This window comes from Chthonobacter albigriseus, assembly GCF_013839445.1.
Taxonomy (GTDB): domain Bacteria; phylum Pseudomonadota; class Alphaproteobacteria; order Rhizobiales; family Pleomorphomonadaceae; genus Chthonobacter; species Chthonobacter albigriseus.
The window spans coordinates 48691-63587 of sequence record NZ_JACDIT010000008.1; the positions used below are offsets into that span (position 1 = coordinate 48691).

Consider the following 14897-nt stretch of genomic DNA (forward strand, 5'->3'; position numbering starts at 1 on the left):
CGCTTCCTCGCCGGGAGCGCCCCTGCTTCGTTCGGCCCGCGGGTCCGCTCAGAACTGGACGCCGCGGGTGAGCGCGCCGTCGACCACAAGGTTGGTGCCGGTGATGAAGCTTGCGGCCGGGCTCGCCAGGAACGCCACCGCGTTGGCCATCTCCTGCGGCGTGCCCATCCTCCCGGTCGGGTTGAGGTCGAGCGCCGTCTTGTAGAGCTCCGGATTGCCGGTCTGGATCGCCTGCCAGACGCCGCCTTCGAAATAGGTGTTGCCCGGGGAGACCACGTTGGCGCGGATGCCCTTGCCCGCGAGCTGGTAGGAGAGGCCCTTGGTGTAGTGGATGATCGCGGCCTTGAAGGTGCCGTAGGGGCCGGCGGCGAAATCCACCTCGCGGCCGGATACGCTGGAGATGGTGACGATCGCCGGAGCCTTGCTCTTTTCCAGGAAGGGCATCGCCGCATCGACGAGGCGGACCGTGCCCATCATGTCGGTCTCGAACTCCTTCTGCCAGCTGGCCTCGTCCTGGCCGATGGCGAGCGCGCTGACGTTCGCAACGGCGATGTCGAGACCGCCGAACCCCGCCGCGGCGGCGGCGACCCAGGCCTTCAGCGCCGGACCGTCGGACACGTCGACGGCGGCGCCGGTGGCCTTGACGCCATAGCCGGCGAGCACCGCCACCGTGGCTTCGACCTCGGCGGCGTTGCGGGCGCAGATGGCGACGTTGGTGCCCTCCTTGGCCAGCGTCTCGGCGATGGCGCGGCCGATCCCCTTGGTGCCGCCGGTGACCACGGCCGACAAACCCTTCAAGCCCAGATCCATACTCGCCCTCCTGTGCGCATATCCGCCGCGGCACGCCGCATGCGGCGCCGCGAAGCGCGATCGCGCTTCGATCGATTGGAATTGCCAGGGATTTCGCCGGCACGACGGTGGGCCGGCAGGTCAGGAGTTTACCGGACAGGTTGGTTTTCGCAAGCGTCCGGCAAAACGCGCAAAGGATTTGCGGGAGTGCTTGACAAGCGGCTGGTTTCGCGAGAGCCTATTCCTTGAGCGCGGGGCAATGCTGCCTAGATTTGCGCCAAATACCAACACATTCGATCGATTCAGGCACCGTCGCCTACGGCCCGTCACCGGGCCGGAGGGCCTTTGCGCGTGGACGTTCCGATGACCCCTGCCACCTTCCGAATCGGACTGCTGTTCTCCTCCACCGGCCCCTATGCCGTGGTGGCGCGGTCGATGCTGAACGGTGCGCTGCTGGCGGTGGACGAGTTCAACGCCGCATCGGGCGGTCCGCGGCTTGAAGCTGTGGTGGTCAATCCCGGCGGCGAGTTGTCGCGCTATTCCGAGCTTTCGGCGGATCTCCTGCAGAGCGGCATCCGACATGTGGTGGGTTGCTACACCTCGTCGAGCCGCAAGGAGGTGATCCCGGTTTTCGAGAAGCACGACGCGTTGCTCTGGTATCCCTCGCACTACGAGGGGTTCGAGACCTCGGGCAACGTGGTCTACACGGGCGCCGCGCCCAACCAGCACATCCTGCCGCTGATCGAGCACATGACCACGCTCGCGGGCAACCGCGTCTACTGCGTCGGCTCGAACTACATCTGGGCGTGGGAGAACAACCGGATCATGCGTGAGGCGATCACCGCGCGCGGCGGCCAGGTGGTGGCGGAACGATACCTGCCGGTGGGCGAGACCGATGTGACCAAGAGCGTCGAGGAGATCCTGGCGCTGCGACCCGATTTCATCTTCAACACGCTGATCGGCAACAGCGCCTACCAGTTCCTGCGGGCGCTGCGGCTGGCCTGCGCGGCGCGCGGCCTGGACCAGCCGGCCGTCCTGCCGGTCGCCAGCTGCAGCCTGTCGGAGCCGGAGCTGGAGGAGATCGGCCCGGAGGCGGTCGACGGCCACTTCTCCTCGAGCGTCTACTTCGCCACGGTGGAGAGCAGCGCCAACCGCCGGTTCCTCGACGCCTACGCCGCCGCCTACCCGAACGGCCCGACCCTGTCGGCGGACGCGGAGGCCTCCTATGTGGCGGTCGCGATCCTCGGCCGGGCGCTGGAAGCCGCGGGCACCGATGCGATCGAGCCGGTGCGGGCCGTGGTGCCGCAGATCGCGCTCGAAGCGCCGCAGGGGCCGGTGCGGATCGATCCGGCCACCATGCATGCCTACCTGACGCCGCGGATCGGCCGATCGACCAGGGACGGGCGGTTCGACGTGGTGATGGCGGCGTCCGCCCCGATCGCCCCGGATCCCTACCTGGTGCAGTCGACGCCGCGTTTCGCGGTCGCCCCGAAACCCAGCCACCTGAGGCTCGTGCAATGACCGGACCACGGATCCTGCAGAACTTCAGCGGCGGAACGGTCCACCTGGTGGCCGCCGACCCGCGAGCCGCCGACGCGCTCGCCTCCACGCTCGTCAAGTTCGGCGTCGACCTCCGCGTCGTGCCGCTCGTGGACGGCAAGGCCGCCCTGGATCTTGCGGCGCTGCGGGAGGACCGCGACGTCCTCGTCGTGGACGGCGATCTCGACCTGCCGCTCGATCTCGCCGGCGGCGCCGGCGAAACGTTTCCCGTCGTGCCGGTGATCGGCCTGATCGGCGTAGAGGCGCCGAGCCGGCTCAAGGCGCTGATGCAGATCGGCGCAACCGCCTTCCTGCGCAAGCCGATCCACGGCGCGGCGGTCTATTCGGCCCTGTTCATGGGCATCAACGGATTTCTTCGCAGGCGATACCTGGAGACGCGCCTGGAAGATCACGAGCGGCGGCGACGCGGCCGTCGGTTTGTCATCAAGGCCATCGTAAACCTCATGCACCGAGCGGGGATCGACGACGATCAGGCTTACGCAATCCTGCGACGGGAGAGCATGAGGCGCCGCGTGAGCATCGAAGACTACTGCACGACGCTCCTGCGGGCGGGAACCGGCGACGACGCCGGTCCGGAACAGGTTCCGGCCGCCCGACGAAGCGCCCAACACGAATAATCCAGAGGAGTTGTTCCATGAAGATCCGGACCATGGCCGGGCTGCCGCTGGCAGCCCTGACGGGCAGCCTATTGCTCGGCGTCACCGCCGCCACAGCCGCCGACCCGATCAAGATCGGCGTGCTGGAAGACCAGTCGGGCGACTTCGCCGCCGCGACGCTCGTCAAGGTGCACGCCATCGAACTGGCCACCGAGGAGATCAACAAGGCAGGCGGCATCGCCGGGCGGCCGATCGAGCTGGTGGTCTACGACACCCAGTCCGACAACACCCGCTACCAGGAGTTCATGCGCCGCGTGCTCCAGCGCGACAAGGTGGACGTGGTGTTCGCCGGCTTCTCGTCGGCCTCCCGCGAGGCCTACCGGCCGATCGTCAACCAGTTCGACGGCTTCGCCTTCTACAACAACCAGTATGAAGGCGGCGTCTGCGACGCCAACATGGTGGTCACCGGCGCTGTGCCCGAGCAGCAGTTCTCCACGCTCATCCCATGGATGATGGAGACCTACGGCAAGAAGGTCTACACGATCGCGGCCGACTACAACTTCGGCCAGATCTCGGCGGAATGGGTGCGCAACATCGTCAAGGAGAACGGCGGCGAGATGGTCGGCGAGGAGTTCATCCCGCTCGGCGTGTCGCAGTTCTCGCAGACGATCCAGAACATCCAGAGCGCCAAGCCCGACTTTGTGGTGACCCTCCTGGTCGGCACGGCCCAGGCCTCCTACTACGAGCAGGCGGCGGCCGCGAGCGTCGGCCTGCCGATGGCCTCGTCGGTCAACGTCGGCCAGGGCTACGAGCACAAGCGCTTCACGCCGCCGTCGCTGAAGGACATGTACGTCACCACCAACTACATCGAAGAGGTGGACAGCCCCGCCTCCAAGGCCTTCCTGGATAAGTTCCGCGCGAAGTTCCCGGACGAGCCCTACGTCAACCAGGAAGCGGCGAACTCCTACATCGCCATCAACCTCTACAAGCAGATGGTGGAGCGGGCCGGCGGCTCGACCGCCCGGGAAGACCTGCGCAAGGTGATCGCCGCCGGCGACGTCTGCTTCGACGGGCCGTCGGGCAAGGTCTGCCTGGATCCGAAGAGCCAGCACATGTCGCACACCATCTTCCTGGCGAAGGTGAACGACACCCACGGCATCGAATTCCCGAAGGTGTGGGAAGACATCAAGCCGTACTGGCTGGGCGATGCCGGCTGCGACCTCACCAAGAACGATCCGAGCGAGCAGTACACCCCCTCGAACCCGCCGCCGAAGCCCTGATCGGCTGAAGGCCTCGACACCGGCCGCCGGGCGATCCGTCCGGCGGCCGACGCCGAACCCGTTCCCACCGTCGACCGCCGCTCCTCCGTAAAAGGACGATCCCCACCATGGATGCGCTGGGCGCGATCTTCGCGTCGCTCTACCAGTTCGGCGACGCGTTCGCCTTCCTCGTGCTGTCGGCCTGCGGCCTTGCGATCATCTTCGGGATGATGGGGGTCATCAACCTGGCGCATGGCGAGTTCATCATGTGCGGCGCCTACGTGACGGTGATGGCGAACCGGGCGGGATTGCCGCTGCCGGTCGCCGTGCTGGCCGGTGCCGTCGTGGCAGGCGCCATCGGAGTGCTGGTGGAGAGGCTGGTGATCCGCCATCTCTACGCCCGGCCGCTCGACACGATCGTGGCGACCTGGGGCATCAGCCTGATCGCCACGCAGGGAACGCTGATCGTGCTCGGCTCCACGATGACCGGCGTCGGCACGCCGCTCGGCAGCTTCGAACTCGCCGGCAACTCCTACTCGACCTATCGGCTGGTGCTGATGGGTTCGGCGGTGGCGGTGCTCGTGCTGCTCTACCTGTTCTTCAACAAGACCCGGTTCGGCGTGCTCGCCCGAGCGACCATCCAGGTGCCGCACATGGCCGAGGCGCTCGGCGTCGACACGCGGCTGATCTACGCGATGACCTTCGGCATCGGCGCAGGGCTTGCCGGTCTCACCGGCGGGCTCTATGCGCCGACCATGACGATGGTGCCGACGATGGGCACGACGTTCATCATGGAGGCCTTCGTGACGGTGGTGGTCGGCGGGGCGGACGTGTTCCTCGGCACCGCGCCGGCGGCGGCGGCGCTCGCCATCGTCAAGGCGTCGCTGACCTCCTGGTACGGCCAGCTGTTCGGCCAGATCGGGCTGCTGATCGCCGTGATCCTGGTGATCCGCCTGCTGCCGCGCGGCGTTTCCGGCTTCCTCCTGAGGGAGCGCGCATGACGACCCCGCGCCGCACTTCGACCGGGTCGTTCCGCCGGCTCCTCGGCCGTCTGGAGGGCCCGCAGACCATGGGACGCGGCAAGGGCTTCTGGGCCGGCTTCGTCGTCGTTCTCATCGCCGCCTGCGGCTATCCGCTGACCACCGACGGCTACACGGTCGGCAACACGGTCTACTTCTTCAACTGGGTGTTCATGGCGCTCGGGCTCAGCCTGATCTGGGGCTACGGCGGCGCGCTCAGCTTCGGCCAGACCGCCTTCTTCGGGCTCGCCGGCTATGCCTACGGCATCCTCACCATCAACTTCGGCGACGCCTACGGCTTCACGATCCTGGCCACCCTGATCGCCGTTGCGGTCGCCGCCGCCTTCTCGGCCATGCTGGGCTACTTCCTGTTCTTCGGCCGGATCAGCGGGGTGTTCCTCGGCATCGTCACGCTCTCCGTGACGCTGGTGTTCGAGCGGTTCATGGCGCAGACCGCCGGTCCGGAATGGAAGGTCGGGGCCGCGCGGCTCAACGGCTTCAACGGGATGAGCGGCATGCCGCCGCTGACCATCCCGTGGCCGGGAGGCGACCTCGTGCTCTATCCGGACATCCAGCTCTACTACATCACGCTCGCGCTGCTGGTGATCGTCTACCTCGGCCTCCGGATCCTGGTGAACTCGCGGTTCGGCAACGTCCTCGTGGCGATCCGGGAGAACCCGGAGCGGGCCGAGATGCTTGGCTACGACGTGCGCAAGTACCAGCTCGGCGCCTTCGTCATCGGAGCGGCCCTCGCCGGGCTGTCCGGGGTGCTCTACACCACCTGGGGCCAGTACATCACGCCGTCCAGCATGGGCATTACGGCCGCCGCCCTGCCGATCATCTGGGTGGCGGTGGGTGGCCGATCCGATCTCACAGCCACGGTGATCGGCACGCTGGTGGTGCTGGCGGTGTTCCAGGCGCTCACCATCTACGGCAGCCAGTATGCCCTCGTGGTGATGGGCGCCTTCCTGGTCGTCACGGTCCTCATTGCCCCGGAAGGCGTGATCATGCTGATCGCCCGCCGCATCGGCCGCCTGCTCGGCCGGGGAGGAAAGGCATGAGCCTGCTCCAGACGGAAAACCTCAACAAGCACTTCGGCGGCCTCCATGTGACCGCCGACGTGAACTTCACTCTGACCCCCGGCGAGGTGCACTGCCTGATCGGCCCGAACGGGGCCGGGAAGAGCACCTTCTTCCGGCTGCTCCTTGGCGAGCACAAGCCGTCGAGCGGCCGCATCCTGTTCGACGGGGAGGACATCACCCACCTCAAGCCCTTCCAGCGGATCCGCAAGGGCATGAGCGTCAAATTCCAGGTGCCCGGCATCTTCAAGGCACTCACCGCGGCGCACAACCTGGAGATCGCGCTGCAGGACCACACCGCACCCGGTGCCCTGCAGGAGGAGATCGACCGGCTGCTCGCCTTCCTGCGGCTGGAGGATTCGCGCGGGATGGAAGCCGGCAACCTCAGCCACGGCCAGAAGCAGTGGCTGGAGATCGGCATGGCGATCGCCCTGAAGCCGCGCCTCCTTCTGCTCGACGAGCCGACAGCCGGCATGTCGCCCGACGAGACCTTTGCCACCGGCGAGATCGTCCGGGCCCTGCAGGCGGACGGTGTGACGGTGCTTGCCGTGGAGCACGACATGGCCTTCGTGCGGCAGGTCGCCGACCAGGTCACCGTGCTCCACTTCGGCCGGATCTTCGCGCAGGGCTCGATCGACGCGATCGTCGCCGACGAGCGGGTGGCTGCCATCTACCTCGGAGAGGTCCATGCGTAGGGAAGTGATCCTGACGACGAGGGACCTGAAGGCCGGCTACGGCGGCAAGCCCGTCCTGCAGGGCGTCGACTTCACGGTGCGACACGGCGAGATCGTTGCGGTGATCGGGCGCAACGGCGTCGGCAAGTCGACGCTGATGAAGGCGCTGATCGGCCTTTTGCCAACCAACAGCGGTTCGATCCTGTTCAACGACGCGCCGATCGAGGCGCTGCCGGCCAGCAAGCGCGCCCGGCTCGGAATCGGCTACGTGCCGCAAGGGCGCGACGTGTTTCCGCGGATGACCGTAGAGGAGAACCTCAAGGTCGGGGTGCAGATCCGCGGCACGGCGGGACCGGAGGATTTCGAGCGGATCTACACGGCCTTTCCGATCCTGAAGGAACGCCGGACCCAGCGCGCGGGCACCCTGTCCGGCGGCCAGCAGCAGCAGCTGGCGATCGGACGGGTGATGATCAGCTCGCCGGCGCTGGTGCTGCTCGACGAGCCCTCCGAAGGCATCCAGCCGTCGATCGTGCAGGACATCAGCCGCACGATCCGGGCGATGAACGAGGCCACGGGCGTGACCATCGTTTTCGTGGAACAGAACCTCGACATGATCCGGGCCACCGCGCAACGCTGCTATGTGATGGACAAGGGCCGGATCGTCGCTGAAATCGCGGCGCACGACCTGGACGACCGGGATGCCGTGCGCCGCTACCTCGCGGTCTAGTGCGTCCAAGAACTTGCAAACCCCAAGGGAAACGACAGGAGAAGCTCCCATGTCATGGCTTGAAGGCTCGATCATGGCCCGCCGCGGCGTCGCAAAGGGGGAGGAACGATCGGTCCACTCCATCACCGAAGCGACCCAGGGGAAGTACCACTACGTCTACGGTCCCTATGTGAGCCCGGTCCTGACCGTGAAACCGGGCGCGGTGATCTCGGTGGAGACGCACGACGCCTTCGAGGGGAAGATCACCTCGGAAAGCGACAAGCCGTCGGAGATCCTGAACTTCCCCTACCTCAACCCGCAGAACGGGCCGATCTTCGTGGAAGGGGCGGAGAAGGGCGACGTGATCGCCATCCGCATCAAGGAGATCCGTCCGCGAGGGCCGCAGCCGGCCGGCACCACCTGCCTGATCCCCGAGTTCGGCGGGCTGGTGGGGACCGGCGACACAGCCATGCTCAACCCGCCGCTGCCGGAGCGGGTGAAGAAGGTGGAGGTCGACCCGGTCAAGGGCGTCAAGTGGAGCGACAAGATCACGATCCCCTACGAGCCGTTCATCGGCACGCTCGGGGTGTCGCCGGAGATCGAGGCGATCACCTCGCTGCAGCCGGACTACTACGGCGGCAACATGGACCTGCCTGACGTGGCGCCGGACTCGGTGGTCTACTTCCCCGTGAACACCAAGGGCGGCTACGTCTATCTCGGCGATTGCCATGCGGCGCAGGGCGACGGAGAACTCTGCGGCGTGGCGATCGAGCACCCGACGGTGACGACCGTCCACCTCGACCTGATCAAGGGCTGGTCGTTCAAGTGGCCGCGGCTGGAGAATGAGCGGTTCATCATGACCATCGGCTCCGGACGGCCGCTGGAGGACGCGGCCCGCATCGCCTATCGCGAGCTGACGCGCTGGATGGCGGCCGACTACGGCTTCGACGAACTCGACGCCTACATGCTGCTGACGCAGGCCGGCCGCGCCCGGCTCGGCAACATGGTGGACCCGAAGTACACGATCGGCGCTTCGATCCTGAAGACCTACCTGACCGCCTGACGGACGGGACCTTCAACAAAGACAAACGACCGCGATCGAGAAGGAAGCGGCGGCGACCGTCACCCCGGCGCCGCCGCTTCGATTCCAGGATCCTTGCGGGTTCAGAGCGTCACGACCCGCTTTTCCGTTGCGCTGAGCACGGCCGCCTCGGCGATAAGGAGCGCCTTCAGGCCGTCCTCGCCCGAGGGGGCGAGCGGAGCGTCGCCGCTCACGCCCTTGAGGAAGGCGGCGATCTCGTTGGCGTAGGCCTGGGTGTAGCGGGTCATGAAGAAGTCGAGCAGCGGATCGCGGCGGTAGCCGTCCGCGTCGGCGACCTCGACGGTGGTGGCGCGCAGGTTTTCCGCGGAGACCATGCCCTTGGAGCCGAGCACCTCGATCCGCTGATCGTAGCCGTAGCTGGCGCGGCGCGAGTTGGAGATCTGGCAGATCCGCCCCGAGGCGGTGGTCAGCACCACGGAGGCGCTGTCGACGTCGCCGAGTTCGCCGATCTTCCTGTCGACCAGCACGGAGGCGGCGGCGTAGACAGTCACCGGTTCCTCGCCGAGAAGGAAGCGAGCCATGTCGAAGTCGTGGATCGTCATGTCCCGGAACATGCCGCCGGAGCGCGGGATGTAGTCGAACGGCGGCGGGCCCGGATCGCGGGAGGTGATGGAGACCATCTCCACATCGCCGACGACGCCGGCGTCGATGCGGCGGCGCACTTCCATGAAGTTGGGATCGAAGCGCCGGTTGAAGCCAACCATCAGCTTGGCGCCGGTCTCCTCGACGACGGCGAGGCATTCCCGGACGCGGGACACGGAGAGGTCGACGGGCTTCTCGCAGAAGATCGCCTTGCCGGCCCTGGCCGCCTGCTCGATCATGGTCGCGTGCAGGTCGGTGGGCGTGGTGATCAGCACGGCGTCGATGTCGCTGGCGCCCATGATGTCGTCGACGTCGCGGACCTCTGCGCCGTACTGACCGGCGAGCGCCGCGGCCGCCTCCGGGAAGGCATCGGCCACGGCGACCAGGCGCGCGCCGGGGTTGGAGGCGATCGCCCCGCCATGCACCTTGCCGATGCGCCCGGCGCCGAGAAGTCCCAGTCTTACGGTCATGCTGCTCTCTCATCCCCCGCGGCCGGCGCGAGCCGGGATACGGAACCAGTTTACTATTTTTGACGATTGTGGAATTGGTATTCTGATTTCGGCGCGCGAGTCAAGCTGCGTTCCCGTGCGGACCCGGGCTGGCAGAGGGGGATGACGGGGCATGGTCGACGACCTTGGAGATGGATACCCGGCGATGAGCGAGGGCCTTCCTCCGCGCGACTTCCAGTCCCTTCGGGACCTGATGGTCAGCCGCCGGATCAAGCTGCCCAAGCGGCTGGCGCAGGTGGCGTCCTTCGCGATCGGTCATCCCGACGAGATCGCGTTCGGAACCGTCGCCAGCATCGCGGAGAAGGCCGACGTGCAGCCGTCGACGCTGGTGCGCTTCTCCCAGGCGATCGGCTTCCAGGGCTTCTCGGACCTGCAAGCGATCTTCCGCGAGCGGCTGCGCGACCGGGTGTCGACCTATGACGACCGGATCCGGCGCCTGCGGTCGGACACGAGCCCGGATTCGCGGACGGCGCAGCTTTTCGACGGCTTCTGCCAGGCGGCCAGTGCCTCGATCGCGGCCATGCACGACCGGATCGAGATCCGCACGATCGAGGCGGCGGCGCAGCGGCTGGCGGCGGCGGAGACGGTCTACCTGATCGCGCAACGGCGGTCCTACCCGGTCACCGCCTATATGAGCTACGCCTTCGGCAAGCTCGGCGTGAAGACGGTGCTCGTCGGGTCGGCGGCCGGGACCGATGCGGAGACGCTCTCCTTCGCCACGGACAAGGACGCAGCGGTCGCGATCAGCTTCACGCCTTATGCCTCCGCCACCCTCGCCCATGCCCGGCAGGTGGCACAGCGCGGCACGCCGCTGGTCGTCATCACCGACAGCCCGTTCAGCCCGCTGGTGGCGGACACGGACGTCTGGTTCGAGGTCGTGGAGGCGGACTTCCAGGGTTTTCGCTCGCTGTCCGCCACGCTCGCCCTGGCGATGACGCTGACCGTCGCGGTGGCCGAGATCAGGGCGGACCAGTAATGGAATGATTGTTCCAGATTGACGCGATCGGAAACGTGTGCTTCATTCCGACGCGATAAAGCTCCGCCACCCCACAGCTTGGCGCCGGTCCGTCCGGCCGGAGAGCGGCCATCCCGCCAAGCGCCCGAAGCGGACGGCGGACGGAGGATTCCATGCAGCGAACTCTCGACGTCGTGACGATCGGACGGTCCTCCGTCGACCTCTACGGCCAGCAGATCGGATCGCGGCTGGAGGACATCACGTCGTTCGCCAAGTCGGTCGGCGGCTGCCCGGCGAACATCGCCATCGGCACGGCGCGGCTCGGCCTCAAGTCCGGCCTGATCACCCGCGTCGGGGCTGAGCAAATGGGCGGCTTCATCCGCGAGCAGCTCGCGCGCGAGGGCGTGTCGGTCGACGGCGTGAAGACCGATCCCGCGCGGCTGACCGCCCTGGTGCTGCTGGCGGTGGAGGACGAGGGCGTCAGCCCGATGATCTTCTACCGGACCGACTGTGCCGACATGGCGCTCGACGAGGGCGACATCGATGAGGCGCTGATCCGCTCCGCCGCGTCGATCGTCGTCACCGGCACCCACTTCTCGCGCCCGAACAGCGACGCGGCACAGAAGAAGGCGATCCGCATCGCCAAGGCTGCCGGCACCAAGGTGGTGTTCGACGTCGACTACCGCCCGAACCTCTGGGGCCTCGCCGGCCACGACGCGGGCTTCGAACGCTACGTGAAGTCCGACAGGGTCTCCGCCCACCTGAAGGCCGTCCTGCCGGATTGCGACCTCGTCGTCGGCACCGAAGAGGAGATCATGATCGCTTCCGGCGAAGGCGACGTGCTTTCCGCTCTCAAGGCGATCCGCGCCGTCTCCGATGCCACCGTCGTTCTCAAGCGGGGCGCGATGGGCTGCATCGTCTACGACGGGCCTATCTCCGACGACCTGGAGGACGGGATCGTCGGCCGCGGCTTTCCGATCGAGGTCTACAACGTGCTCGGGGCCGGCGACGCCTTCATGTCGGGCTTCCTGCGTGGCTGGCTGCGGGGCGAGAGCCTCGCCACCGCCGCCACCTGGGCCAATGCCTGCGGTGCCTTCGCGGTCTCGCGCCTGCTCTGCTCGCCGGAGTATCCGACCTTCGACGAGCTGGAGCTTTTCCTCGCCAAGGGGAGCCGGTTCCGCGCCCTGCGCCTGGATCCGGACCTCAACCACGTGCATTGGGCGACCACGCGCCGGGCCCAGCCGGACAGCCTCGTGGCACTCGCCATCGATCACCGCATGCAGCTGGAGGAGGTGGCGGACCGGGTGGGCGCCTCGCGCGAGCGGATCGCCGACTTCAAGGTGCTCGCCGTCGAAGCCGCGGCGCGGGTGGCAAAGGGCCGGCCGGGCTTCGGCATGCTGCTCGACGGCACGCATGGCACGAAGGCGCTGTTCAAGGCCGCCCGGCAGGGCTTCTGGATCGGGCGGCCGGTGGAGAAGCCGGGATCGCGCCCCCTCGACTTCGACGGGATGCCGGATCTCGGCAGCCACCTGACGGAATGGCCGATCGGGCACACCGTCAAGTGCCTCTGCTTCTACCATCCCGACGATCCTGAGGACCTGAAGGCGAAGCAGGAGCGGGAGTTGCTCCGGCTGAACGACGCCGCGCGCACCGTCGGTCGGGAGCTGCTGGTGGAGATCATCGCGGGCAAGCACGGACCGCTGACCGAGACCACTGTGGCGGACGTCGTGCAGAGGCTCTACGATCTCAAGATCCGGCCGGACTGGTGGAAGCTGGAACCGCAGGAGAACCCGGCCGCCTGGCGGCGGATCGAGGCAGTGATCCGCGCCAATGACCCGTATTGCCGGGGCATCGTGATGCTTGGCCTGGAGGCGCCGACGGAGGCTCTTCAGGCGGCGTTCCGGGCCGCGTCGAGCTCCGCGCTGGTCAAGGGCTTTGCCGTGGGGCGGACGATCTTCGCCGATGCGGCCGCCCGCTGGCTCGCCGGGGAGATCACCGACGAGGCGGCGGTGGCCGACATGGCCGGGCGGTTCGAGACGCTGGTCCGGGCTTGGTCCGAGGTCGTCCGCACCAAGGCCGCCTGAGCGCGAACAACAAGGCCGCAAGGGCCGACCGGAGGCAGAGGAAACCGCAATGACAACGATCCGCCTCACCATGGCGCAGGCGCTCACCCGCTTCCTTGCCGCCCAGAAGACGGAGATCGACGGAGAGGTCGTGCCGATCTTCGGCGGCGTGTGGGCGATCTTCGGCCACGGCAACGTGGCCGGGCTCGGGGAGGCGCTCCACCAGATCCGGGACGAGCTGCCGACCTTCCGCGCCCACAACGAGCAGGGCATGGCGCACGCCGCCATCGCCTACGCCAAGGCGAACTTCCGCCGGCGCATGATGGCGGTGACGACATCCATCGGACCCGGCGCGCTCAACGTCGTCACCGCCGCCGCGCTCGCCCACGTCAACCGGCTGCCGATGCTGATCCTTCCCGGCGACGTGTTCGCCAGCCGTCGGCCGGACCCGGTGCTGCAGCAGGTGGAGGATTTCGGCGACGGAACCGTTTCCGCCAACGACTGCTTCCGCCCGGTGTCGCGCTACTACGACCGGCTGACTCGGCCGGAGCAGCTCGTCCCGGCGCTCACCCGCGCCATGCAGGTGCTGACCGACCCCGCCGACTGCGGACCGGTGACGCTGTCGCTCTGCCAGGACGTGCAGGCGGAAGCCTACGACTATCCCGAAACGTTCTTCGCTGAGCGGGTCTGGCGGTCGCGGCGGGTACGGCCGTCGGAGGACGAGTTGGCGGAGGCGGTTCGCGCACTGCGGGGCGCGGCGCGGCCGCTGATCGTCGCCGGTGGCGGCGTGCTCTACTCGGGCGCAACGCAGGCGCTGACGGCTTTCGCGGAGAAGCACGGCATTCCGGTTGCCGAAACGCAGGCGGGCAAGTCCAGCCTGCCGCACGATCATGCGCTCAACCTCGGCGCCATCGGCGTGACGGGCTCGTCGGCCTCCAATGCACTCGCGGAAGAGGCGGACGTGATCCTGGCCGTCGGATCGAGGCTGCAGGACTTCACGACCGGCTCCTGGGCGCTCTTCAAGGACGAGCAGGTGCGGATCATCGGGCTGAACGTGCAGCCGTTCGACGCCGGCAAGCACAGCGCGCTGCCGCTCGTCGCCGACGCGCGGGCGGGTCTCGGAGAGCTCTCGCTGGAGCTCGGATCCTATGCCGCCCCCGCCGATTGGCAGGCGCGCGCCGCCCGCGAGCGGGACGGCTGGCTTGCGGCGGTGGCCGACGCGACAGCGTCGCGCGAGACCGGCGGCGCGGGCGAGCGGGCCGGCAACAGCCTTCCGTCGGACGGGGAGGTGATCGGCGCCGTGCAGCGGGCGTTCGGCTCGACCGCCACGCTGGTCTGCGCATCGGGCGGGCTGCCGGGCGAACTGCACAAGCTTTGGCAAGCCGGCGCGCCGGGCAGCTATCACCTGGAATACGGCTTCTCGACCATGGGCTACGAGATCGCCGGGGGCGTCGGCGTCAAGATGGCCAAGCCGAATGAGGAGGTCGTCGTGATGGTCGGCGACGGCTCCTACCTGATGATGAACTCGGAGATCGCCACGTCGGTCATGCTCGGGCTGAAACTGACGATCGTCGTGCTCGACAACCGCGGCTTCGGCTGCATCAACCGGCTGCAGATGGCGACCGGTGGCGCGAACTTCAACAATCTCCTGGAGCACACGCGGCACGTCACGCTGCCCGACATCGATTTCGCCCGCCACGCCGAAGCCCTCGGCGCGATCGCGCGGAAGGTCGGCGGGATCGGAGAGCTTGAAGCGGCACTCGGCGAAGCGAAGGGCAACGACCGCACCACCGTCGTCGTGATCGACACCGACCCGCTGATCACCACCGAGGCCGGCGGCCACTGGTGGGATGTCGCCGTGCCAGAGGTGAGCGTTCGGCCGGAGGTCAACCGCGCCCGCTCGGCCTACGAGACGGCCGTCCAGCGGCAGCGGCTGGTGAATTGAGAGGATGGTGCGTTGTTTGGGGACAGCCGCGCCGTCGATGGCTTCGACCGGACGGTTGA

General features: G+C 67.8%; 13 protein-coding genes. 11 read left to right on the plus strand and 2 right to left on the minus strand.

Annotated elements, in window-relative coordinates; genetic code table 11:
• Positions 1-48: 48 nt before the first annotated feature.
• Positions 49-810, minus strand: coding sequence for an SDR family NAD(P)-dependent oxidoreductase (locus HZ321_RS17870; RefSeq protein ID WP_181703764.1), 762 nt, complete (start codon positions 808-810; stop codon positions 49-51).
• 342 nt (positions 811-1152) lie between these two features.
• Here HZ321_RS17870 and HZ321_RS17875 point away from each other — a divergent pair, with 342 nt between their 5' ends.
• The 8 genes from HZ321_RS17875 to HZ321_RS17910 all read left to right on the plus strand — a co-directional run bounded on the left by HZ321_RS17875 (position 1153) and on the right by HZ321_RS17910 (position 8745).
• Positions 1153-2310 (plus strand): transporter substrate-binding domain-containing protein, encoded by a 1158-nt coding sequence (locus tag HZ321_RS17875; RefSeq protein WP_181703765.1) that lies wholly within the window; start codon positions 1153-1155, stop codon positions 2308-2310.
• The gene (locus HZ321_RS17880; protein WP_181703766.1) at positions 2307-2966 is read left to right on the plus strand and encodes an ANTAR domain-containing response regulator; all 660 of its coding nucleotides are present in this window, start codon (positions 2307-2309) and stop codon (positions 2964-2966) included. Before HZ321_RS17875 ends, HZ321_RS17880 begins: the two co-directional genes overlap by 4 nt.
• A 17-nt stretch (positions 2967-2983) precedes the next feature.
• Positions 2984-4225: an urea ABC transporter substrate-binding protein gene (locus tag HZ321_RS17885; RefSeq protein ID WP_181703767.1), complete on the plus strand. Its 1242-nt coding sequence runs from the start codon at positions 2984-2986 to the stop codon at positions 4223-4225.
• Between the two features lie 107 nt (positions 4226-4332).
• Positions 4333-5205, plus strand: coding sequence for an ABC transporter permease subunit (locus HZ321_RS17890; RefSeq protein ID WP_181703768.1), 873 nt, complete (start codon positions 4333-4335; stop codon positions 5203-5205).
• Complete coding sequence (locus tag HZ321_RS17895) at positions 5202-6284, plus strand: branched-chain amino acid ABC transporter permease (protein WP_181703769.1); 1083 nt, start codon at positions 5202-5204, stop codon at positions 6282-6284. Before HZ321_RS17890 ends, HZ321_RS17895 begins: the two co-directional genes overlap by 4 nt.
• Positions 6281-6997, plus strand: coding sequence for an ABC transporter ATP-binding protein (locus tag HZ321_RS17900; protein ID WP_181703770.1), 717 nt, complete (start codon positions 6281-6283; stop codon positions 6995-6997). Before HZ321_RS17895 ends, HZ321_RS17900 begins: the two co-directional genes overlap by 4 nt.
• Positions 6990-7703 (plus strand): urea ABC transporter ATP-binding subunit UrtE, encoded by a 714-nt coding sequence (urtE, locus tag HZ321_RS17905; protein WP_181703771.1) that lies wholly within the window; start codon positions 6990-6992, stop codon positions 7701-7703. The genes HZ321_RS17900 and urtE overlap by 8 nt, the downstream gene beginning before the upstream one ends.
• A gap of 49 nt (positions 7704-7752) precedes the next feature.
• Positions 7753-8745 carry an acetamidase/formamidase family protein gene (locus HZ321_RS17910; RefSeq protein ID WP_181703772.1) on the plus strand — a complete coding sequence of 331 codons (993 nt, stop codon included), beginning with the start codon at positions 7753-7755 and terminating at the stop codon, positions 8743-8745.
• Between the two features lie 101 nt (positions 8746-8846).
• On the opposite strand, the gene iolG is transcribed toward HZ321_RS17910, so the two are convergent.
• Positions 8847-9836, minus strand: coding sequence for an inositol 2-dehydrogenase (gene iolG, locus HZ321_RS17915; protein ID WP_181703773.1), 990 nt, complete (start codon positions 9834-9836; stop codon positions 8847-8849).
• A 151-nt stretch (positions 9837-9987) separates the two neighbouring features.
• On the opposite strand from iolG, the gene HZ321_RS17920 reads away from it, so the two are divergent.
• From HZ321_RS17920 to iolD, 3 genes are all read left to right on the plus strand, one after another.
• Complete coding sequence (locus HZ321_RS17920; RefSeq protein ID WP_244635977.1) at positions 9988-10851, plus strand: MurR/RpiR family transcriptional regulator; 864 nt, start codon at positions 9988-9990, stop codon at positions 10849-10851.
• 152 nt (positions 10852-11003) lie between these two features.
• Positions 11004-12914 (plus strand): bifunctional 5-dehydro-2-deoxygluconokinase/5-dehydro-2-deoxyphosphogluconate aldolase, encoded by a 1911-nt coding sequence (locus HZ321_RS17925; RefSeq protein WP_181703774.1) that lies wholly within the window; start codon positions 11004-11006, stop codon positions 12912-12914.
• 49 nt (positions 12915-12963) lie between these two features.
• Positions 12964-14838, plus strand: a complete 1875-nt coding sequence (iolD, locus tag HZ321_RS17930) for a 3D-(3,5/4)-trihydroxycyclohexane-1,2-dione acylhydrolase (decyclizing) (protein WP_181703775.1) — start codon at positions 12964-12966, stop codon at positions 14836-14838.
• Positions 14839-14897: the final 59 nt, after the last annotated feature.